This is a genomic window from uncultured Algibacter sp. (assembly GCF_947495925.1).
Taxonomy (GTDB): Bacteria; Bacteroidota; Bacteroidia; order Flavobacteriales; family Flavobacteriaceae; genus Algibacter_E.
Window position 1 is genome coordinate 245740 of the sequence record NZ_CANMAU010000003.1, and the last position, 20564, is coordinate 266303.

At 33.3% G+C, this 20564-nt stretch carries 19 protein-coding genes, 1 tRNA gene and 1 pseudogene; 12 read left to right on the forward strand and 9 right to left on the reverse strand.

What is annotated here, in order from left to right; all coding sequences use genetic code 11:
• From Q0857_RS07365 to Q0857_RS07390, 6 genes are all read left to right on the forward strand, one after another.
• Positions 1–1134, forward strand: a complete 1134-nt coding sequence (locus Q0857_RS07365; RefSeq protein ID WP_298533433.1) for a glycoside hydrolase family protein — start codon at positions 1–3, stop codon at positions 1132–1134.
• Between the two features lie 10 nt (positions 1135–1144).
• Positions 1145–2899 carry a glycoside hydrolase family 2 protein gene (locus Q0857_RS07370; RefSeq protein ID WP_298533434.1) on the forward strand — a complete coding sequence of 585 codons (1755 nt, stop codon included), beginning with the start codon at positions 1145–1147 and terminating at the stop codon, positions 2897–2899.
• A 37-nt stretch (positions 2900–2936) separates the two neighbouring features.
• Positions 2937–4268 (forward strand): family 16 glycosylhydrolase, encoded by a 1332-nt coding sequence (locus tag Q0857_RS07375; protein ID WP_298533435.1) that lies wholly within the window; start codon positions 2937–2939, stop codon positions 4266–4268.
• Between the two features lie 22 nt (positions 4269–4290).
• Positions 4291–5601 (forward strand): glycoside hydrolase, encoded by a 1311-nt coding sequence (locus Q0857_RS07380; RefSeq protein WP_298533437.1) that lies wholly within the window; start codon positions 4291–4293, stop codon positions 5599–5601.
• Positions 5594–7072 carry a sulfatase gene (locus Q0857_RS07385; protein ID WP_298533439.1) on the forward strand — a complete coding sequence of 493 codons (1479 nt, stop codon included), beginning with the start codon at positions 5594–5596 and terminating at the stop codon, positions 7070–7072. The genes Q0857_RS07380 and Q0857_RS07385 overlap by 8 nt, the downstream gene beginning before the upstream one ends.
• 127 nt (positions 7073–7199) lie before the next feature.
• Complete coding sequence (locus tag Q0857_RS07390; protein ID WP_298533441.1) at positions 7200–8375, forward strand: Gfo/Idh/MocA family oxidoreductase; 1176 nt, start codon at positions 7200–7202, stop codon at positions 8373–8375.
• A gap of 110 nt (positions 8376–8485) precedes the next feature.
• On the opposite strand, the gene Q0857_RS07395 is transcribed toward Q0857_RS07390, so the two are convergent.
• Positions 8486–8559 (reverse strand) — tRNA-Met (locus Q0857_RS07395).
• A 132-nt stretch (positions 8560–8691) separates the two neighbouring features.
• On the opposite strand from Q0857_RS07395, the gene Q0857_RS07400 reads away from it, so the two are divergent.
• The gene (locus tag Q0857_RS07400) at positions 8692–9084 is read left to right on the forward strand and encodes an START-like domain-containing protein (RefSeq protein ID WP_298533443.1); all 393 of its coding nucleotides are present in this window, start codon (positions 8692–8694) and stop codon (positions 9082–9084) included.
• Between the two features lie 63 nt (positions 9085–9147).
• The gene (locus Q0857_RS07405) at positions 9148–9990 is read left to right on the forward strand and encodes an aminotransferase class IV (protein WP_298533445.1); all 843 of its coding nucleotides are present in this window, start codon (positions 9148–9150) and stop codon (positions 9988–9990) included.
• On the opposite strand, the gene Q0857_RS07410 is transcribed toward Q0857_RS07405, so the two are convergent.
• The 5 genes from Q0857_RS07410 to Q0857_RS07430 all read right to left on the reverse strand — a co-directional run bounded on the left by Q0857_RS07410 (position 9987) and on the right by Q0857_RS07430 (position 14579).
• Positions 9987–10547: a YqgE/AlgH family protein gene (locus tag Q0857_RS07410; protein WP_298533447.1), complete on the reverse strand. Its 561-nt coding sequence runs from the start codon at positions 10545–10547 to the stop codon at positions 9987–9989. The two genes, Q0857_RS07405 and Q0857_RS07410, sit on opposite strands and share 4 nt — an antisense overlap.
• A 120-nt stretch (positions 10548–10667) precedes the next feature.
• Positions 10668–10940 (reverse strand): HU family DNA-binding protein, encoded by a 273-nt coding sequence (locus tag Q0857_RS07415; RefSeq protein ID WP_298533449.1) that lies wholly within the window; start codon positions 10938–10940, stop codon positions 10668–10670.
• A 189-nt stretch (positions 10941–11129) separates the two neighbouring features.
• Positions 11130–12077 carry a methionyl-tRNA formyltransferase gene (gene fmt, locus Q0857_RS07420; protein WP_298533451.1) on the reverse strand — a complete coding sequence of 316 codons (948 nt, stop codon included), beginning with the start codon at positions 12075–12077 and terminating at the stop codon, positions 11130–11132.
• A gap of 44 nt (positions 12078–12121) precedes the next feature.
• On the reverse strand, positions 12122–14020 hold the full coding sequence (locus Q0857_RS07425; protein WP_298533453.1) for an ATP-dependent DNA helicase RecQ: 1899 nt from the start codon (positions 14018–14020) through the stop codon (positions 12122–12124).
• Between the two features lie 4 nt (positions 14021–14024).
• The gene (locus Q0857_RS07430) at positions 14025–14579 is read right to left on the reverse strand and encodes an ATP-binding protein (RefSeq protein ID WP_298533455.1); all 555 of its coding nucleotides are present in this window, start codon (positions 14577–14579) and stop codon (positions 14025–14027) included.
• A 180-nt stretch (positions 14580–14759) separates the two neighbouring features.
• On the opposite strand from Q0857_RS07430, the gene Q0857_RS07435 reads away from it, so the two are divergent.
• The 3 genes from Q0857_RS07435 to murA all read left to right on the forward strand — a co-directional run bounded on the left by Q0857_RS07435 (position 14760) and on the right by murA (position 17089).
• A complete protein-coding gene (locus Q0857_RS07435; RefSeq protein ID WP_298533457.1) occupies positions 14760–15053 on the forward strand; it encodes a DUF493 family protein in 294 nt (97 codons plus the stop codon).
• Between the two features lie 65 nt (positions 15054–15118).
• A complete protein-coding gene (locus Q0857_RS07440; protein ID WP_298533458.1) occupies positions 15119–15772 on the forward strand; it encodes a DUF4290 domain-containing protein in 654 nt (217 codons plus the stop codon).
• A 6-nt stretch (positions 15773–15778) separates the two neighbouring features.
• Positions 15779–17089 carry a UDP-N-acetylglucosamine 1-carboxyvinyltransferase gene (gene murA / locus Q0857_RS07445; RefSeq protein WP_298533459.1) on the forward strand — a complete coding sequence of 437 codons (1311 nt, stop codon included), beginning with the start codon at positions 15779–15781 and terminating at the stop codon, positions 17087–17089.
• A gap of 190 nt (positions 17090–17279) precedes the next feature.
• Here murA and Q0857_RS07450 read toward each other — a convergent pair whose 3' ends face one another.
• Positions 17280–17918 carry a class I SAM-dependent methyltransferase gene (locus Q0857_RS07450; protein ID WP_298533461.1) on the reverse strand — a complete coding sequence of 213 codons (639 nt, stop codon included), beginning with the start codon at positions 17916–17918 and terminating at the stop codon, positions 17280–17282.
• 222 nt (positions 17919–18140) lie between these two features.
• On the opposite strand from Q0857_RS07450, the pseudogene Q0857_RS07455 reads away from it, so the two are divergent.
• A pseudogene (locus Q0857_RS07455) lies at positions 18141–18302 on the forward strand (UDP-N-acetylglucosamine 1-carboxyvinyltransferase); the annotation flags it as partial.
• Between the two features lie 143 nt (positions 18303–18445).
• Here Q0857_RS07455 and Q0857_RS07460 read toward each other — a convergent pair.
• Together Q0857_RS07460 and Q0857_RS07465 are read right to left on the reverse strand one after the other, a co-directional pair.
• Positions 18446–19879, reverse strand: coding sequence for a T9SS type A sorting domain-containing protein (locus tag Q0857_RS07460; protein ID WP_298533463.1), 1434 nt, complete (start codon positions 19877–19879; stop codon positions 18446–18448).
• Between the two features lie 321 nt (positions 19880–20200).
• Positions 20201–20551 carry a DoxX family protein gene (locus tag Q0857_RS07465; RefSeq protein ID WP_298533464.1) on the reverse strand — a complete coding sequence of 117 codons (351 nt, stop codon included), beginning with the start codon at positions 20549–20551 and terminating at the stop codon, positions 20201–20203.
• Positions 20552–20564 lie beyond the last annotated feature (13 nt).

Here is a 20564-nt window from a genome sequence, read left to right on the forward strand (position 1 = left end):
ATGAAATTAAAGTATATATTTTCATTCTCATTTCTTTTAGCGGTGCTATTAATAGCGTGCTCTGGGAAAAAGGAAAATAAACAACAAGCCAATAAAATTGCGGTAATTGATTATCAAATCGATTTAGGTATAGCGTCTCCTAAATCAGTATTTGTTAATGACACCATGAGTATTTGGGGTGGTTCTTTAGTTAAGGGGCAAGACAGTTTGTACCATATGTTCTATTCTGTTTGGCCAAAAAATATGGGTTGGGAATGGGTAAACTATTCCATAATTTCTCATGCAGTTTCAGAGTCACCCTTTGGTCCTTTTAAACATAAAGATGATGTACTCCCAGATAGAGGCGCTGAGTTTTGGGATGGTTCAACGACACATAACCCAACAGTTCATAAATTTAACGGGAAATACTACTTATACTACATGGGTAACTTTGGTGATAAAGAAATTGTAAGTAGCCCAGGAAAACCAAAACTGAATTGGACGCACAGAAATAACCAACGTATTGGTGTTGCTGTAGCAGATCATCCAAATGGCCCTTGGAAACGTTTTAATAAACCAGTTTTAGATATCACAGAAAATGATTCTTTGGCGCATGACGCATTAATGACATCAAATCCTTCGGTATGCCAAATGGCCGATGGCAAAATATTAATGGTGTACAAAGCCGTAGGTAAGAAATTTAAGTTACCAGCAGGCGGCCCAGTAGTACATTTAGTAGCCATTGCAGATAAGCCAACTGGTCCTTTTAAAAAATATCCAGACCCCGTATTTACATTTGAAGGCGAACGCTTTCCGGCTGAGGACCCTTATATTTGGTATCAAGATGGAAAGTATCGCGCTATTGTAAAGCGTATTAAGCATGAAGGTAAAAATCGTCTTTTCTCTTTAGTACATTATGATTCTGAGGATGGTATTAATTGGAACCAAGCCAAACATTTTGAAATTTCAGACAGAACTATAACGTTCACAGATGGAAGAAAAATAAAGTTTGACCATTTAGAGCGTCCGCAGGTATATCTTGAAAACGGAGAACCACTTGCTTTACTTTGTGCCGCAGACTCTATAGATGTGAATAATATTCGCCATTCTTTTAATATTCAAATCCCATTGAAAATTACTAAACACGAAAACTAAACAATCCATTATGAAAAAAGTAATAATCATATTTTTATTCTTACTCACAGTTTTATCATGTGCTAAAACCGAATCTAATATTGAAGTTAAGAATATATCGCTTAATGGTACCTGGCAATTTTTAGCATCAAATGATGTAAGTGAAGAAGACGTTTTTAAAGCGTCTTTTACTAAATGGGATACGCTACAAGTTCCAGGTAACTGGGATACAAGAGAACGTTATTCAGAATACGTAGGGAAAGGCTATTATCAAAAAGAATTTAGCGTTCCAAAAAATTGGAAAAACAAGCAGATAAGAGTAAAGTTTGATGCCGTTTATGAAACCGCCAAAGTATGGTTAAACGGGCAATTATTAGGAGAACACGTTGGTGGATATACGCCATTTGAGTTTAATATTACCGATAAAGTTAATCTGGGTACTTCAAATTCTGTTGTTGTTATGGCAGATAATACCTATAAACGGGGCGCTTGGTGGGCTTGGGGAGGTATTAGTAGAGATGTGACTTTGATTGCCGATGAAGATGTAAGACTTGTTTACCAACATATTACTTCTATACCTGATTTTGAAAAACAAATCGTAGAGTTTACCATAAAATATAAGATTGAAAATAATGGTAATACCTCTGCTTCGGCAAATATAAATTCTGAGATAGTAGGTATTCATAAAGATTCAGTATCAGTTACTATTGAAAAAGCATCAGAATCAGTTTCATATTTAAATTTTGAAAAACCCCTTTCAGATGTAAAATTGTGGGATTTTAATTCACCAAATCTTTATGAATTAAATAGTTCAATTGCAATACATGATAAAGAAGTTGATTCAGCCTCTGATAAATTCGGTATCAGAAAATTTGAAGTTAAAGGAGAGCAGTTTTATTTAAATAATGAAGCTGTTAGGATGAATGGTGTTAACCGGGTACATGATCATCCTGTTTATGGAAATACGGAACCAGACCATTTGGTATTGAAAGATATGCTAGATATTAAGTATAACCTGGGCTGCAATTTTTCAAGATTGATGCATGCACCACTTTCAAAAAACTTATTAAAAATATGTGATAGTATTGGTTTCTTGTTAGTAGAGGAAATTCCAGTTTGGGGTGATGATGATGTACAAGCTTTTCCTAACAATCCGCTTACAAAACAGTGGCTAGGCGACATGATAGAGCGCGACTACAATCACCCATCTGTAGTAGCTTGGAGTGTTGGTAATGAGTTAAGAGAAAATGATTCTATTACCGCAACATGGCCTGAAAAAAAGATGACAAAGAACCAATATGAATACGCTAATTCTATGCTAGATTATGTTGGTAAGTTAGACCCTTCAAGATTGAAAACATATGTTACAATAACATCTTATAGAAAAGGAGAGATTGGAAGTGAACCTTACGAAAAAGTAGATTTTATCTCTATGAATAGTTATGGTCCCGCACCTAAATTGGCTAAGATGACTAATGAAAAATTCCCAGGAAAACCCATTTTTATTTCTGAGATAGGTCTAAAACAAATTGGAGGTGCCGATGATGCAAAATTACCAGATGATTTAGTACAATATATAAAGGATTTAAAAGATTTACCTTATGTAGCGGGCTTATCAATTTGGAGTTATAATGATTACAGAAGTAATTACCGAGGCACGCCTGAATCTGGTTATAGAGAATGGGGTATTGTTAATGAAAATCGTGGTATTAAAAAGGCTTATAATCAGCTTAAAGAACTTTATGCCTATTGGGATTTAAAACCCCTCACAAAAAATGATAAGTAGACAGAAATATAAATTAAATTAAAAAAAAGAAAAAAGAATGAATTTAACTCGATGGATATTATTTTGCGCAGTTTTATTTGCGATAAGTATATCCACAACAAACTGCAGTGGTTCTAAAGATCAGCCAAATGACGATGAGCAGATGGTTGGAGAAGGAGATGATGATGATACAACAACAAATTGTGAGGAGTCTTACAGTCATGAACTTTCTGCTCCTACCGAAGAAGTAGATTTATCTAGTTTTGAATTGACTTGGGTAGATGAATTTGACTATGATGATTCGAAGTTAGAAGAGATCTGGGCGTCACAAAATGGTTTAGCTGGTCATATTCTTTGTAGTCGTTGGAGAGAAAATGCTGTGATTGAAAATGGTGTGTTAGAACTTAAAGCAAAAAAGGAACAAAGAGGGGGACAAGATTGGACATGCGGAAATATCTGGACTAAAGAAACCTTTGGTTACGGCTATTATGAATGTAAATATAAGTATGCAGGAGCCAGTGGTACAAATAATTCTTTTTGGCTCTTCCCAAGAGATCAGACTATTAATAGTCCCGAAGTAATATGCGAGCTAGATGTTAACGAAGGACACTTTCCTAATGAGGTTAATACAAACCGTCATCATTGGCAAAATGGTAATACAGAGAACAATCAACTTCAATATTCCGAAGGTTTATCTCCAGCGTATGCACATTCTTTCAATGAAAGTGTAAAAACCAATCGTATTCGTTTTTCTTCTAATAACTCTACACATTTTCATATTAGAGAATTTCGTATATATGAACAAAACACTAATTGTTATCCAACAGGTTTACTATCTAATACTGCAGATAACAGTGTTACTGGGTTAACAAATCTATCTAGAGAATCAGATACTGAGATAACAGCCAGCGGCGTTTTAAGAGATGAATTTAAAGTATCTGCTGTTGCAGATGGTACAAGTACTACAAGTTGGGTGTCTCAAAAAGAAGGAGAAAAATGGTTAGAGTTTACTTGGCCTGAAGAAAAGAATATTGGTCATATTCAATTCATTAACGGTTGGCTTAGTGGTTCTAATTGGAATTCATTAATATCAGATTATAAAATAGAGGCTTTTGTTGATGGCGATTGGGTTGAAATAACTACTTATGATGTAGAAGAGAGTAATAATTTCGCTGAAGATTACCACGTGTATGGAATGGATTGGAGCGAGGATCAAGTTAAATTTTATTATGATAATAAGCTCATTAGATCAATTCCTAATACCCTATGTAAATCTGAACTTAATATCTTTTTAAGCTTAGCTATATTAGAGCATGGTGGAGAGGTTACAGATGCTATTGATGGTACAAGTATGAAAATTGATTGGGTAAAATATTACAAGCGGAAATAAAAAAGAATCAAAATTTTAAAGGATGAGTAAAATTAAATATTTAGTGGTAATGGTTGCCAGTGTAGGAATAATATCTTGTGGGCAACAAACGGATAAAAATGCGACAAAAGAAGACGTTAAACAAGAAGAGCAATCTTTAGATAGCTTAAAAGGTTATCCTTGGGATATTCCACAAACAAAACCAGATAGACCTTTAAGTGCAGCTAACGAAAGGCTTTACGATAGGTACATGGCACCAAGGCCTCAAGACAACGAACTGTTTTCTCAATTTAAATATACAGAGCTAAAAGGTTTCGATTATGGCAAAGATGATGGTACGATTTCTAGACGAGATCCTTCAAAAATTATTAAAGAAAATGGCAAGTTCTACGTTTGGTATACGCACAGACAAACAGTAAAACCACCTGTAGGTTTTAGTAATGCACATTTATCTACAGATGCTATTCCTTCTACAGATTGGGACTTGGCAGATATTTGGTATGCAACGTCCAAAGATGGAATTACTTGGGAAGAGCAAGGACCTGCTATAAAAAGACCCGAAAAACCAGCTTTAGGGTGGCGATCGGTGACTACCACAGATATTTTAAAGTGGGAAGGTAAATATTACTTATACTTTCAAGCTTTTAGCGAGGCAAGTGGGACAAAAGGAGATCATTGTCCAGTAGCTGTTGCTCATTCAGACTCACCTGATGGGCCTTGGGCTATTGTAGATCAAGAAATCATTCCGAATGGAGAATCTGGTACTTGGGATCAGTATTCCATTCACGATCCTTATCCTTTAGTTTATAAAGGTAAAATTTACGTTTATTATAAGGCAGCTTATGGTGTTCGACCAGAGTATTTAGTTGCAGCAGGTTTGGCTATAGCAGATAACCCATTAGGGCCGTTTAAAAAACACCCATTAAATCCTTTGTTTAACTCAGGTCATGAAACTGCACTTTTCCCTTTTAAAGAAGGTATTGCAGCTTTAATTACTAGGGATGGTAATGAAAATAGTACTATACAATATGCACCCGATGGTGTAAGTTTTGATATTGCTTCTGTATCTGCATTTTTACCATTTGCAGCAGGTTCTTATATTCCAGATGCATTCAATAGTAAAGGAAACGGAAGAGGTATTACTTGGGGAATTTCTCATTTTACAGGATCACAAGGTTATCCAGAAGGTAGAGGTAGGAAATACAGTTATTTGGCAAGATTTGATTGCGATTTGAGTTTAGATTTAGACGACCCTCAAATGAAAGATACGCGCTTGTATTTGCACCCTGAAGTTTATTTCTCTAGAAAACTATCTAAAAAACAAATGGAGCGCATAAGAAAGGAGAGTGAGTAGTTTTAAAGGCACATATGTACTTTTTTTGTTTTACGTTTTTATCCTTTTTGGTTGTGAAAAGAAACAGGGCGCTAAAGAATTTATTAGACCCAATATTCTTTGGATTAATGCAGACGATTTAGGTAGAGAATTAGCTTGTTACGGCAATCCAGATGTGAAAACGCCAAACATTGATAAATTAGCGCAACAAGGTACATTATACACTAATGCTTATGCTAATGCGCCCGTTTGTTCAGCAAGTCGTTCATCTCTAATCACAGGAATGTATCCCACAACCGTTAATTGTTTGGATCATAGAACAATTAATATGACTCTTCTTCCTAATGATATTAAACCAATTACAGAATATTTCAAAGAAGCTGGGTATTTTATAGCTAATGGAAGTGGTAAAGATTATCTCAAAAAAGGAGGAAAAAACGATTATAATTTTATACCAAATATTAAATACGATGGTAAAGATTGGAATGAACGAGCAGAAGGGCAACCGTTCTTTGCACAAGTTCAAATTAAATATCCTCATAGAGTTTTTGAACGCCATAAAAAGAACGCCATAAATGCTGAAACTGTAAAACTTCCAGAATGCTATCCAGACCATCCATTATTGAAAGCGGATTGGGCTTTATACCTTGAATCTGTGCAAAAGTGCGACGACATTGTAGGTTGGGTCATGCAGCGTCTAGAAGATGAAGATTTAGCAGATAACACCGTTGTATTCTTTTTTGGAGATCATGGTCGTCCGCATTTAAGAGATAAACAATTTTTGTATGAGGGAGGACTTCAAATCCCTTTGATTATTAGATGGCCAGAGAAAGTGGAAACCAATAAAATTGATGATAGACTGGTGAGTTTGGTTGATGTTTCAGCTACTACTCTAAATATTTCTGGACTGGAAATACCTTATAAATTACATGGAAAAGTATTTATTGGGCATAAACAAGAAAAGCGAGATTATGTCTACGGTTTTCGAGGGAGGGCCGGAGATGCTCCAGATGCCATAAGAAGTATAACTGATGGTCATTTTAAATTAATATGGAATCAAGAACCTGAAAAACCTTGGATGCAATTATCAAGTTATAAAAGAGCTGAATACCCTGCGTTTGCATTATATAGAGTACTGTATGAAAAAGGTGAATTACAAGCACCTTTTAATCAGTTTATGGCTGATAATCGTCCGGAATTCGAGTTTTTCGATTTAAAAAATGACCCAAACGAATTTAATAACCTTACAAATGATAGTGACTACCAAGGCCATTTTGACGAGTTGAAATCTATTCTTCAAGAAAACCTTAAGGTTTACGATAAAAACAGAATCCCAGAATCCGAGGAAACGATTCAAAAAGGGATGGAGGGCTCTCAAAATTATTTCAAAATCAAAATGAAAAAATTAGGGCTTGCGGAAGAAATCACTGATGAAGAGTTGTTAGCCTATTGGAATAAAACTTTATTGAAAACAAAAGCTGGGAATTATTAAAGGCCTAAAAGTGTTTTCACTAAAATAGTTAGTTTGAATTGTTTAATATTTTTAACTTGATTTTCTTTAATTACTTAATTAAAAAAGGATATGTGTCTTTAGTTTATTAATAAAAATAATTTGGATTTTGAAAAGACGATTATTTATAAAAAAAACAGGAATAGTTGCAGCTGGAGTAGCCAGCACGAGCTATGCATATGGAAGTTTGTTATCGGATTCAAATATTTATGATAAAATAAATATTGGAGTTATTGGAACAGGAAGTCGAGGAGGAGGATTAACTTCTATTATAAATTCAATCGATAAGATTAATGTAATTGCCTCTTGCGATATTCTACCTTTTAGATTAGAAAATGGTTTGTCAAAGGCTAATTCAAAAGCCGTAGGTTATTCAGATTACAGAAAATTACTTGACAATAAAGAAATTGATGCCGTAATAGTTGCAACACCGTTTAGCACACACTCTAAGATTGCCATGGATGCAATTGATGCTGGGAAGCATGTGTATTGTGAAAAAACCTTAGCTAAAAAATATGATGGTATACAATCTTTAGTTAATAAATCCAATCAGTCTAATAAAATATTTCAAACAGGCCATCAATATCATAGCTCGAGATTATATACAAATGTAGTTGATTTGATTAAACAAGGAAAGGTTGGAAAGATTAGTGCATTTGAATGCCAATGGAATCGTCATGGAAATTGGAGAAGACCAGTGCCTGATCCCAAATTTGAGAAGGCTGTAAATTGGAGAATGTATCGTGAGTTTTCAGGTGGGTTGACTGCTGAATTATGTTCACACCAAATTGATTTTGTTAATTGGGTTCTTGATGAAGTTCCAAACCAAGTGATGGGAGTTGGTGGGATTGATTATTGGAAAGATGGCAGAGAAACCTATGATAATGTGCACTTAACCTATAGTTATCCAAGTGGAGTTAATGCGAAGTTTACTTGTTTAACAAGTAATGCCAAAGACGGCTATGAAATTAAAGTTTTGGGAGATAAAGGTACAATCGTTATTGATACGAGCAAAGCTTGGTTTTATCCCGAGGGGCAAAAAAATAAAGTAGTTAAAGATGTAGACGGAGTTAGTGGTGCTACAGCACAGTGGGATAAGAGTAAAGGATATCCAATAAATGTCGAGCATTTAGATCCAAGTAAACAAGCACTTCTTGATTTTAGCGATGCCATTATCAATAATACTCAGCCAAAATCGGGTATATTAACAGGAGCAAATACAGCTATTTGTGTTCAAATGGGACTTGATGCTATGTATAATAACAAGATTGTTAATTGGCCATAAACTTTTAATTTAGATGATTTAACTCCAGTAGTTTGAAAAAAAGAACGAATTATTTTATTAAATAAAAAATCCCAAGAAATGAATTCTTGGGATTTTTCTTTTAAATTTTGTAGCGAGAGGGGGGCACGATCCCCCGACCTCCGGGTTATGAATCCGACGCTCTAACCAACTGAGCTACCTCGCCATAATTTAAGGCTGCAAATATAAAAACAATATTATTGTAACCAAACAGAACAGACTTAAAATATTATTTAAAATTGTTGTTATAGGTCTCAATTAATGTATATATTGGGCTTTATTAATCTCAAAGTGGCTTATGGACGATAAAATTAGATTTGATATTGAGTTTCCAATACATGCATCTCCTCAACTTCTGTTTCAATATATTTCAACGCCGTCTGGTTTATCTGAATGGTTTTCTGATAACGTGAATTCCCGAGGTGAATTATTTACTTTTATTTGGGATGGTAGTGAAGAACAAGCAAAACTTTTAAACAAGAAAAGTGGTGAGCGTGTAAAATTCAGGTGGCTTGAGGATGAGGAAGACAACCAGAGCTGTTATTTTGAGATTAGAATTCAGGTAGATGAGATTACCAAGGATGTGTCGTTAATGGTTACTGATTTTGCTGAAGACGATGAAGTTGATGAGGCTAAAATGCTTTGGACAAACCAAATCTCAAGTTTGAAACAAGTATTAGGTTCTGCTTAATCAAGAATCGTATATTTTAAATTATATTTGCTCCGCTTTCTAAACAATGAAAGCGGTTTTTTTATGACAAATCTTAATGGTACACTTATAGAGGAAAGCACGATTTTATCAACCCAAAATAGGGGGTATGCCTATGGCGATGCCCTTTTTGAAACGATAAAAGTTAGTGGGGGTAAAATATTGTTTTGGGAAGATCATTATTTTAGGTTAATGGCATCAATGCGTATCATGCGCATGGAAATTCCTATGAATTTTACAATGGAATTTTTAGAAATTGAGATTTATAAAACATTAAGTACAAATCAACTAAGCAAAGCCTCTTCACGTGTAAAAATATGGATTCACAGAAATGAAGGAGGGCTGTATACTCCCGAAAGCAATGCTGTTAGTTTTGTTATTGTCGCAACTAAAATTAATGAAGATTTTTATCTGATAAAAGATGAAGTTTATGAAGTAGATTTGTTTAAAGACTATTATGTTTCCCCAAGTTTATTATCAACTTTAAAGACTAATAATAAGGCTTTAAATGTTGTTGGTAGTATTTATGCTAAAGAAAATGATTTGAAAAACTGTTTATTACTCAATACGAATAAGCAGGTTGTCGAGTCATTAAACGGAAACGTATTTCTTGTAAATGGAAAAACAATAAAAACACCTCCTTTAACAGATGGATGTTTAAAAGGTGTAATGCGTACGCAAATAATTGATATTATTAAGGAATTACCAGAATTTGAATTGTTAGAAGCGTCAATATCTCCTTTTGAACTTCAAAAAGCAGATGAACTATTTGTGACTAACGTTATGGTAGGAATACAACCAATAAGTAAATACCGAAAAAAGCACTATGAAGCTGAAATTTCTAAGAATTTGCTTCAAAATTTGAATGTGAAAATAAGATTGAGTTAGTTGTAACTTGGGTTTTCCGGAGCGTTAGACCAAATACTATATTCGCCTCCAAACTCTAGCATTTTTTCTTTCCAAAAGGTTTCATAGTCTTTCTCGATAATATTTTTTTTGTAAACATTTTCAGAGACTACCCAAGAATTAGATTTTAACTCTTCAACGAGTTGACTTGATTCCCACCCTGAATATCCTAAGAAAAACTTGATATCAGTTTCTTTAATAGTATTATCCTTTATAAGCTCTGCAACTTTATTGAAATCACCTCCCCAATAAATACCAAGTGAAATTTCTATGCTATCAGGTATAAGTTGTGGTATTTTATGAATAAAATATAAATTGTCTTGTTCTACAGGTCCTCCGTTATAAACTTTGAAAGTAGCTTCTACTTCAGGAACTAAATCATTAATACTATAATCCAAAGGTTTGTTTAAAATAAAACCTATAGAACCTTCATCAGAATGGTCTGCAAGTAAAACTATAGACCGGTTAAATGAAACATCGCCAATAATTGCTGGTTCAGCAATTAATAAATCTCCTTTTTTGGGTTTAGTCTTAACCATATATTGAGGAATTAGTAATTAAATCTAATATTTATTTCGATAAAATGCAAGATTTATAGGAAATATAAAAAAAGCCCTCACATTGTGAGGGCTTTTTAATATTATAAAAGAAGTAAACGATTAGTTTACTGCACTTGATAAATCAGATCCAGCTTTAAACTTAACAATGTTCTTAGCTTTGATTTTGATAGTTGCACCTGTTTGAGGGTTTCTTCCGTCTCTAGCAGCTCTTCTTGAAACTGACCAAGACCCAAATCCTACTAAAGAAACTCTGTTACCTTTTTGTAAAGCTCCTTCAATTTCAATTAGCGCACACTCTAAAGCTTTTTTTGCAGCAGCTTTAGTAATTCCTGCGTGTTCTGCCATTGCGTCGATTAAATCTGTTTTGTTCATAATATAAAATTTAATTATTAATAAATCGGTTAAACATTTTTTGTTAAATCCTTTACAAATTTATACGGATTATGCAATCATGCAAGTAACAGTAAGGGAAATACATGGTTTTGTTGATAACTTGTAGCATTTGTTAATAACGAATATGTATTTTATCGAATATTTCACGATATCAATAATAATAAGGGTTTAGAGCATTTTTGCGTCAGATTCAAAAGTATATCCATTTAAAAGTGATTTTATATCCATAGCTCGCTTTCCTGGAAGCTTTATTTCTTTTAAAATAATGTATCCCATTGACACAGCAACTTTTAGTTCTTTTTTAGAAGAAATAATAGACCCTGCATTCAAATTATGGTTCCCTAATTCTTTTTCAGCCTTGTAAACTTTTATATCTAATTCTTGTTTACCATTTATTAATGTACACCAAGCAGCCGGGTAAGGACTTAATCCTCTAATGTGGTTGTGAATATTTTCAATAGGAGCATTCCAATCAATTTTACAGTTTTCTTTATTGAGCTTGTATGCTGTTTTAATATTTTCAGTTTCTTTCTGTGGTAGAGTTTTAACGGTTCCGTTATCAATTGAGGCTACTGTTGTTAAAACTAATTCACTTCCTAGATCCATTAGCTTATCATGAAGACGACCTGCGTTCTCATTTGGATCAATATTTATTTCTTTCTGAAGAATCATGTCTCCAGTATCAATTTTTTCATCAATAAAGAATGTGGAGACTCCGGTTTTTGTTTCTCCATTAATAATAGCCCAATTAATAGGAGCAGCACCTCTGTAGTTAGGAAGCAGTGAGGCATGCAAATTGAACGTGCCTAATTCAGGCATTTGCCAAACTAATTTTGGTAACATTCTAAAAGCGACTACAATTTGCAAATTGGCATTAAGGCCTTTCAGTTCGCCTAAGAATTCTTCATCCTTTAAATTATTAGGTTGTAAAATTTTAAGGTCTTGAGATTTCGCATATTTTTTTACAGCACTTTCATTAAGTTTTCTACCACGTCCGGCAGGTTTATCGGGTGCAGTTATAACACCTACAATATTATATTGGTTATCAACTAATGTCTTTAAGGTAGCAACGGCGAAATCAGGAGTACCCATAAATACAATTCTCAAGTTTTTCATGTATTTAAAAATTTATATATCAATATTAAGGCCCTTTCTAGGCTTTATAAATGACTTAATTTGTATGTGTTCGATTGTGTAATATTTATAATTTGGTGTTCTAGTAATAATTTAAGAACTGTTTTCAATATGTTTTCTGAGCAATTTATGGTTTTTAATAATTGACGAGATGATTGATCTCCTGTTTCAAGTTGTTCTATAACTTGCTTCTTTATTGAATTCATATCTTGGGGCTTTGTTTTAGTTTGAATACATACAGAGCATATGCCACAAGGTTGAACATCGCTTTCTCCAAAATAACTTAAGAGCTGTATACTTTTACATGCTGAATCATTTTCAACATAATCTAAGATAGCAGCTACTTGATTTTGTTTTAATTTATTTTGTTGTTCAATAATTGACGCGATTCTATTAATAGTCTTATCATCTTCTCTGGGTTCAATAAATGTAACTTGCGCGTCTGTATTAGCTAAGCCTAATGTAATGATTTCATCCCGTTCTAATTCTTGTAAAGCATGTATTAGAAGACCTTCATTAGTCGAAGCTTTTGTCGCAACTTTATTTAAATCTATTTTTGTAACATGATCAAAAATACCACCATACATTCTCAGCATAGACTTTACAATAACGTCAAAATCTTTATGAGTATTCAAATAATTAAATAAAGCATTATTAGAAATAATAAATTGAACGGTTACCTTATTTTTGAACTGTTTTGATAAGCTAATTACGCTATTTCTGTCTAATAAAAGTAAAGCATTGTAGCATAAAATAGAACTAAAACTATAGGTTTTGCAAAACGTGTTAAAATCAAAATCAAATGTTTGATATTCCCCTTCGCCGTAAGATATTTGAAAATAGTTACATAACTTTCTGTAAACTTGCTTAACAAAATTAACCGTTGGTAAAACTTTTAAAAATTGGTTTTTAACGAGAGATTCATCGCTATCGTTTTTTAAAATTATGGCAAAAGCTTTATCTCCATTTCTCCCTGCGCGCCCGGCTTCTTGAAAATAGCTTTCAATACTTTCGGGCAAATTTAAATGAATCACAGTTTTTACATCAGGCTTATCAATACCCATTCCAAAGGCATTGGTAGCCACAATAACTTGAGTTTGATTGTTAATCCAAGCTGTCATATTGGTGTCTTTTTCAAGGTTTGAAAGACCACCATGATAATGTGTTGCCGTTATATTTTTGGATTGTAAAAAAGAACTAATTTCTAAAGTTAGCTTTCTGTTGCGAACGTAAATGATAGATGGTTCGGCGTTCTTTTTTAAAATAGTTTCAAGGCGATAGTATTTATCATTCTCATGAAAGACCATATACGCAAGATTAGGCCTTTCAAACGATTGCTTAAATACTTTAGGCTGAATAAAGTCAAGTTCCTTAATGATGTCTTGCACAACCTCTGGTCTTGCTGAAGCCGTTAAGGCAATTACATTTGTACTTGGTTGTAATTGCCGTAAAAGTTTAATGTTTTTGTAAGCAGGTCTAAAATCACTTCCCCATTGAGAAATACAATGTGCCTCATCAACAGCTATTAAGTTTACATGCATTTGCCTTATCCGGTCTTGGACTAATTCTTGTTGCAAGCGCTCTGGGGAAATGTATAAAAATTTATAATTGCCATAAATACAATTATCTAAAAGTGTGTCTAGCTGAGCATAACTTATGCCACTAGTAAGAGCCATAGCTTTAATACCCTTATCATTTAAAGACTTTACTTGATCTTTCATTAAAGCAATAAGCGGAGACACTACAATACAAATACCTTCTTTTACTAAAGCAGGAATTTGAAAGCACAAAGACTTCCCACCACCAGTAGGAAGTAAAACAAAAGTATCTTCACCCGCAATTACGGCATTTATTATAGCTTCTTGTTTGGCTCTAAAACTTGTGAACTTCCAATAACGTTCCAATATGTTAATAGGGTGCTCCACTTATTTATATATGGTCTAGAATAAAATCGGTACGAGATTCAATACTTCCAAAGGGAACTTCTGTAATATGATATCCAAACTTTAGGTAGGTAGTTTTTAAATGTTCATGAATTTGTATTACTTCGGCAAAACTTTCAAACCGCCCACTATCCGTTTTGTAAATGGCTTTCCAAGGAGGTAATAGAAAAACATTTGTATACGTATAGTTGTTACAGGCTTTTATAAAAGCCTCATCATAGGTTTGATTGAAAAAATCCATATACGCGAGCACATCGGGAATGCCACGATCAAAGAAATAGATTTTTTTATCTATTGATTTTGCTTGATTAAACTGATCTATTCTACCATTTAATAAACGTGTATTAAAGTCTAAAGGATCTTTGGCAAAAACAATGGGATTAGAAATATGATCTGAGGCATCTACCTCATTCTTAGCCTCTGAAGTTAATGTTCTTATAACTTCTTCAAAACAATGAAAACCTTTTGTTTTTAGAAAATCTATAACCGATGTTTTGCCGGTTCCCGCACTACCGGTAATGACAATTTTTTTAGCTTTCAAATGAGCGATAATTAAGTTGTAAAATTCGTAATTTAACTTGTATAAAAAAAATACCAGAGCAAGCGTTTTTATTAAACAAATGAGATAGATGTAAATGGTTGATTAAATATGATATCAGTTTATTCAAAAAACTTAATTATTACAGATGAAACTGTATATTTGTTTTAGAAACAAAATAATATGAGTGTACCTCCAAATTCTGAAGAGTTTTATAAAAAATTAAAAGGGCAATTATATGATACGGCACTTTGGCCGTCTGAGTATTTATATAAATTTATCGTGATTTCCGATAAGGAGAAGATTAAGCAAATAGAAGATCTTTTTGATAATTTGGGAGCCGTAATTAAGACTAAGAAATCTAAAAATGGCAAGTATACCAGTGTATCTATTAATGTTTCTATGAAAAACCCTGATGCCGTTATAGATAAGTATAAAGAAGTTACAGAAAAAGTGGAAGGCGTCATAAGTCTTTAGTTTTTTTTTGTATTTTGCGCAGGCACAGCAACTACGTGCATTATTATTAACTCTACACATTTATTTTGATAGATAATTTAGAATACAACACAGAGCGTGAACATTTAATCATTCCGGAATATGGAAGGCATATGCAGAAGATGATTAATTACGCTAAATCATTAGAAACAAAAGAAGAACGTAATAAAGTAGCAAAAGGTATTATAGCTGTAATGGGCAATATGCAACCCCATTTAAGAGATGTGCCAGATTTTCAACATAAGCTTTGGGATCAGATGTTTATCATGTCTAATTTTGAATTGGATGCCGATTCACCATATGAAATTCCAACAAAGGAAATATATGAAGAACGTCCCGAGCCATTAAAATACCCGCAAAACTTTCCTAAATATCGTTTTTACGGAAACAATATTAAAACCATGATTGATGTGGCTAATACTTGGGAAGAAGGCGAACTTAAAGAGGCGTTGACTTATACTATTGCGAATCATATGAAAAAGTGTTTCTTAAATTGGAATAAAGATACTGTGGAGGATGCCGTTATTTTTGACCATCTATTTGAACTTTCAGGAGGGAAACTAAATTTGAAAGATTCTAAAGAAGACTTAACAGATTCTTCGAGTTTATTGCGCTCTAAAAACAAGTTTTCTAATAATAACAATAAGAAAGGGCATCACCACAAAAAGAATTCAAATAACCGCCAAAGAAAACGCTACTAGTACTTTATGGGAACATTTAAGATTGAAGGTGGGCACCAATTAAAAGGGAGCATTCAGCCTCAAGGCGCCAAAAACGAAGCCTTACAAATATTATGTGCAGTTTTACTAACTCCAGAGTTAGTTACAATTAATAACATTCCAGACATTGTTGATGTCAATAAGCTTATTGCTTTATTAAAGAAGCTTGGAGTAAAAGTTGAAAAACTAGGTAAGGGATCTTATAGCTTTCAAGCAGATGATGTTAATTTAAAGTATTTAGAATCAGACGAGTTTAAAGTTGATGGGCGCGGTTTACGCGGTTCTATTATGATTGTTGGGCCACTTTTAGCCAGATTTGGTAAAGGATATATTCCTAAACCTGGTGGTGATAAAATTGGACGCCGTCGTTTGGATACACATTTTGAAGGTCTTATAAAGTTAGGTGCCAAATTTGGTTACAGTAAAGAAGAACAGTTTTATGGTGTAGAAGCCAAAAAATTAAAAGGTACTTACATGTTGCTTGAAGAAGCATCGGTTACTGGTACCGCAAATATTTTAATGGCTGCTGTTTTAGCCGAAGGGCAAACGACTATCTATAATGCGGCTTGCGAACCTTATTTGCAGCAGCTTTGTAAGATGTTGAATAGAATGGGAGCTAAGATAAGTGGTGTGGGATCAAACATGCTTATTATTGATGGTGTTGATAGTTTAGGAGGCACTGAACATAGAATGCTTCCTGATATGATTGAAATAGGAAGTTGGATTGGACTTGCGGCCATGACAAAAAGTGAGCTTACAATTACCAACGTATCTTGGGAAGATTTAGGTTTAATTCCTGAAACTTTCAGAAAACTTGGTATTACAGTTGAAAGACAAGGTGATGATATTCATATTCCTGCTCATACTAATGGTTATGAAATTCAGAGCTTTATTGATGGTTCTATTTTGACTATTTCTGATGCCCCTTGGCCAGGATTTACGCCTGATTTGCTGAGTATTATTTTGGTAGTAGCTACTCAGGCAAGAGGTAGTGTTTTAGTACATCAAAAAATGTTTGAAAGCCGTCTGTTCTTTGTAGATAAATTAATTGATATGGGAGCAAAAATTATACTTTGTGATCCGCATCGCGCCACAGTTATTGGTCATGATTATAAGTCAACTCTAAAGGCTACCACCATGACCTCTCCTGATATTCGCGCTGGTGTTTCTTTATTAATAGCGGCACTTTCGGCTAAAGGAACTTCTACCATTCAAAATATCGAGCAGATAGATCGTGGTTACGAAAATATAGATGAACGTTTGCGTGCTATAGGAGCTCATATAGAGCGCGTGGAGTAAGTAAGTACGTAGTTATGTTTTTAATGCCAACTTTAAAGTTGCGCTTATCGTGTTTGTGTATGGTTAGTTGCGTGGTTAAGGAACTAATTTAGTAAACAAAAACGAACCCGAGAAAATTCCGAAGGTATTTTCCAAATAAGAACTTGCCTAGCAATTAATGATACACGGTGTTAGCACCTTTTGTTTTTCACTATTTTTTCTTTACTACAATAAAATAACTAGATGCGCCTTTATAAATCTTTTCGGAATCAACAGTCTGAAAATTTCCATTCGTGATTAAATTATCTAAATCAGAACTTTTAAGTCTTCTTATAGGAACTGGAATTACTCCAATTTTACATAATATTTGAACAAGCCGAATTTGTAAACCAACTAAAAATGATAATTTACCTCCTAAACACGGTGTTACAGAAATAAACAACCCATTTGGCTTTAATAATTCATCTATTCTTTGCACCACAACTTTGGGATCAGGAATAGTATGCAACATATTGAATGCTAGTATTCTATGGAAAGATTCTTTTTTGAGTTGTTCGTCAAAAATATCAGTTTGAGAAAAAGTTACATTTTCAATTTTTCTCTCCACTGCCTTTTCTGTAGCAATTTCAATCATCTTTGATGATATATCAATCGCGTGTATTTCTTTAACATAGTCGGCTATTTCACAAGATACAGTACCCGTTCCACATCCGTAATCTAAAACAACATTACTCTTCTCTAAATATTTTTTAGTGTTTTTTCGAGACTTATTATGAATGTACTCAAAGCGTTCTTCTGTTTTGTCGTAGTTCTTTGAAGCACCATCCCAAAATTTTTTTGATTTACTCATTTATTGTAATTTCTTCTTGTAGTTTCTAATTGGTCCTAACTTTAATGATATACGTCCGTTTTAATGATTTATATCAGACGATAGGGGAAGTTAGAATTTTCCTGCCAGAAAAGCAATACGTACTGGTGCTTAAACTTCAGTTAAAGCAACCCCTTAATTTCCCTATCATCATTAATATCAATATTTACAGAAGAAGGGTGTGCAGATAACCTTAGCATGCTTATAATATCGCTAGATATTTGTGCAGGAGTCTCTTTATTAATTGCGGAGCTTTCGGCAAAAGGAACATCAACTATTCAAAATATTGAGCAAATAGATCGCGGTTACGAAAATATAGATGAACGTTTGCGTGCTATTGGAGCGCATATTGAACGTATAGATTAGCAGTCTTTTGGTTAAAGGCACTTTATGTAAGAAAATTTATGTTATTTAAGCGCTTGAGTTAAGAAATATTATACGGGTAGAAAATCCGCGAGGACTTTGCAAAATTGATTTTTTCCAGCAATTTTTTACGGTGTTAGCAAAATTTATTCTTTAATAAATTTCAAACTTTCTATTCCTTTATCAGATTTAAGTATTATTATATAAATACCAGGATTTAAACTTTTAACATTCATTTTAATATTGTCCGACTCTATATGTAGATTTTTTATAATCTCTCCCAAAGTATTATATATTTCTACATTTGAAATTATGTAACTAGATTTTAGATTTATAAAACCTGAAACTGGGTTAGGAAATAATGTATAATTATTGTTTTTTAATTCATTTACTGATAATGTGGAAGGAATAAATTGCCAAAGTTCTTTTCCTGAAGTTCCATTGTCTCCTCTAAAAATAATTTTATCGTTAAAAAATGTAAACTCATATGCATTTGAACTATTTGAACCAACATTAATATCTTTTACCATTAGGGCATTTGTACCATCATAACTCCACATTTCAGCTCCATTTTCTTCAGTATATGCAGAAAAATAGAAGGTATTTCCCAAAGAGGTAAAAGATCTTGGATTTGATGGTAAAGGTCCTTCATTGATATCAATAACTGTAGGAGGAGAATTTAATCCATTATATTTCCATAACTCAGACCCATATTCATTAGTTGATGCCGAAAAGTAAAATTCATTATTAATTATTGCTCTTGGAAGAGCACTTGAACTTTCAACCCCAGCCTGTAAATCTAAAACCATAGTTGGTGGGTTAATATAATCATAACTCCATAATTCATTTCCATGTACTCCATTATTTGCCATAAAGTATAACTGATTATTAAAAATCATTGGATTGTTTGGATTTCCGTGAGAAACTCCTGTATTAATATCTGCGGCTAACCTTGGAGGGTTGTTCCCATCATAAACATATAATTCTTTACCATTAACACCATTGTCCGCTTGAAAAAATAAGTTGTCAGAGAAAACTATAAAATGAATGGGGTTGGAGCTTTCTGATCCAGAATTTATGTCAGCTACTAAAGTTGGGTTATTTCTACCGTCATAAGACCATAGTTCATTACCTGTGTTAGAATTACCCTTTCCCTGAAAATACAAAGTACTATTAAACTCAGTAAAATACTTTGCATCGGATGATAATGAACCAGGATTAATATCATGAACCATTTGAGGTGTGTTAACACCATCATAAGACCATAACTCGTAACCATGAGTTCCATCATTTGCATTGAAGTATAATTTATTTTTGAAAACAACTGCAAATCTAATGGCTGAGCTAAACAAAGTAGAGTTCATCTGAATTGATAAAAAAGGAGGATTGATATCATCATATTCCCAGATTTTCTCACACCCACAATTTAAGTCTATAGCTTCAAAAAAAAGTTTACCATTGAACTCAATAAAACGCTCAGGATTAGAATCATTTACTCCAGGATAAATATCTGCAATTACTGTTGTTTGAGATAAAAGAGAATTAGAAGTAAGAAGTAATAATACAAATATTCGTTTCATGGGGTTTAATTTTTGTTAACTTTAATGATATATGTCGTTTATCAATCGACTTATGTAAGTTAATAAGCGAAGTTAGAATTTTCCTGCAAGAAAAGCAATACGTACTGGTGCTTAAACTTCAGTTAAAGCAACCCCTTAATTTCCCCATCATCATTAATATCAATATTATAGAAATGTAGATTTTATTTATGCATGCGTTGCTTTTTAGTTTGCCCATAATTTTAATGATATATCTGTCGATAAGCTAAATTAGACTATTCTTATTGGAATATTCTATGCATCGAAATATCTTTCCTAATTGATAATGAAAATAAGTAATTGTCATTTTATTTTGTTCAAATAGAAGTTAGAAATTACCAGTAGCATAATTAAGAATATATTAATTAGAGTAAATAAAAATGAGTCTTTGTGAGCAATATGTGCTACAATTGCGGTAACAAGGAATAGTCCAATTCCAGAGTATGCCCATTGTTTAACTTGAAAAGGGATTGATGGCGTTAGAAGTATAATCACTGCAATTATTTTTAAAATGGCAAGTTGTACTCTAAAAAAATCTGGGAACCCTAACTCTCTCACACCTATAATAGTTTGTTTACTAAATAAATAAGTATAGGCACTCCAAATTAGGAATACACCCAATATTAGGGTGGTTGTCCAATAGATTGTTTTCATGGTTTTGTTCACT

Coding starts and splice junctions, on each gene's coding strand:
- Q0857_RS07365 (WP_298533433.1), top strand. CDS start 1: ATGAAATTAAAGTATATATTTTCATTCTCATTTCTTTTAGCGGTGCTA.
- Q0857_RS07370 (WP_298533434.1), top strand. CDS start 1,145: ATGAAAAAAGTAATAATCATATTTTTATTCTTACTCACAGTTTTATCA.
- Q0857_RS07375 (WP_298533435.1), top strand. CDS start 2,937: ATGAATTTAACTCGATGGATATTATTTTGCGCAGTTTTATTTGCGATA.
- Q0857_RS07380 (WP_298533437.1), top strand. CDS start 4,291: ATGAGTAAAATTAAATATTTAGTGGTAATGGTTGCCAGTGTAGGAATA.
- Q0857_RS07400 (WP_298533443.1), top strand. CDS start 8,692: ATGGACGATAAAATTAGATTTGATATTGAGTTTCCAATACATGCATCT.
- Q0857_RS07405 (WP_298533445.1), top strand. CDS start 9,148: ATGACAAATCTTAATGGTACACTTATAGAGGAAAGCACGATTTTATCA.
- Q0857_RS07410 (WP_298533447.1), bottom strand. CDS start 10,547: ATGGTTAAGACTAAACCCAAAAAAGGAGATTTATTAATTGCTGAACCA.
- Q0857_RS07415 (WP_298533449.1), bottom strand. CDS start 10,940: ATGAACAAAACAGATTTAATCGACGCAATGGCAGAACACGCAGGAATT.
- fmt (WP_298533451.1), bottom strand. CDS start 12,077: ATGAAAAACTTGAGAATTGTATTTATGGGTACTCCTGATTTCGCCGTT.
- Q0857_RS07435 (WP_298533457.1), top strand. CDS start 14,760: ATGAGTGTACCTCCAAATTCTGAAGAGTTTTATAAAAAATTAAAAGGG.
- murA (WP_298533459.1), top strand. CDS start 15,779: ATGGGAACATTTAAGATTGAAGGTGGGCACCAATTAAAAGGGAGCATT.
- Q0857_RS07450 (WP_298533461.1), bottom strand. CDS start 17,918: ATGAGTAAATCAAAAAAATTTTGGGATGGTGCTTCAAAGAACTACGAC.
- Q0857_RS07460 (WP_298533463.1), bottom strand. CDS start 19,879: ATGAAACGAATATTTGTATTATTACTTCTTACTTCTAATTCTCTTTTA.
- Q0857_RS07465 (WP_298533464.1), bottom strand. CDS start 20,551: ATGAAAACAATCTATTGGACAACCACCCTAATATTGGGTGTATTCCTA.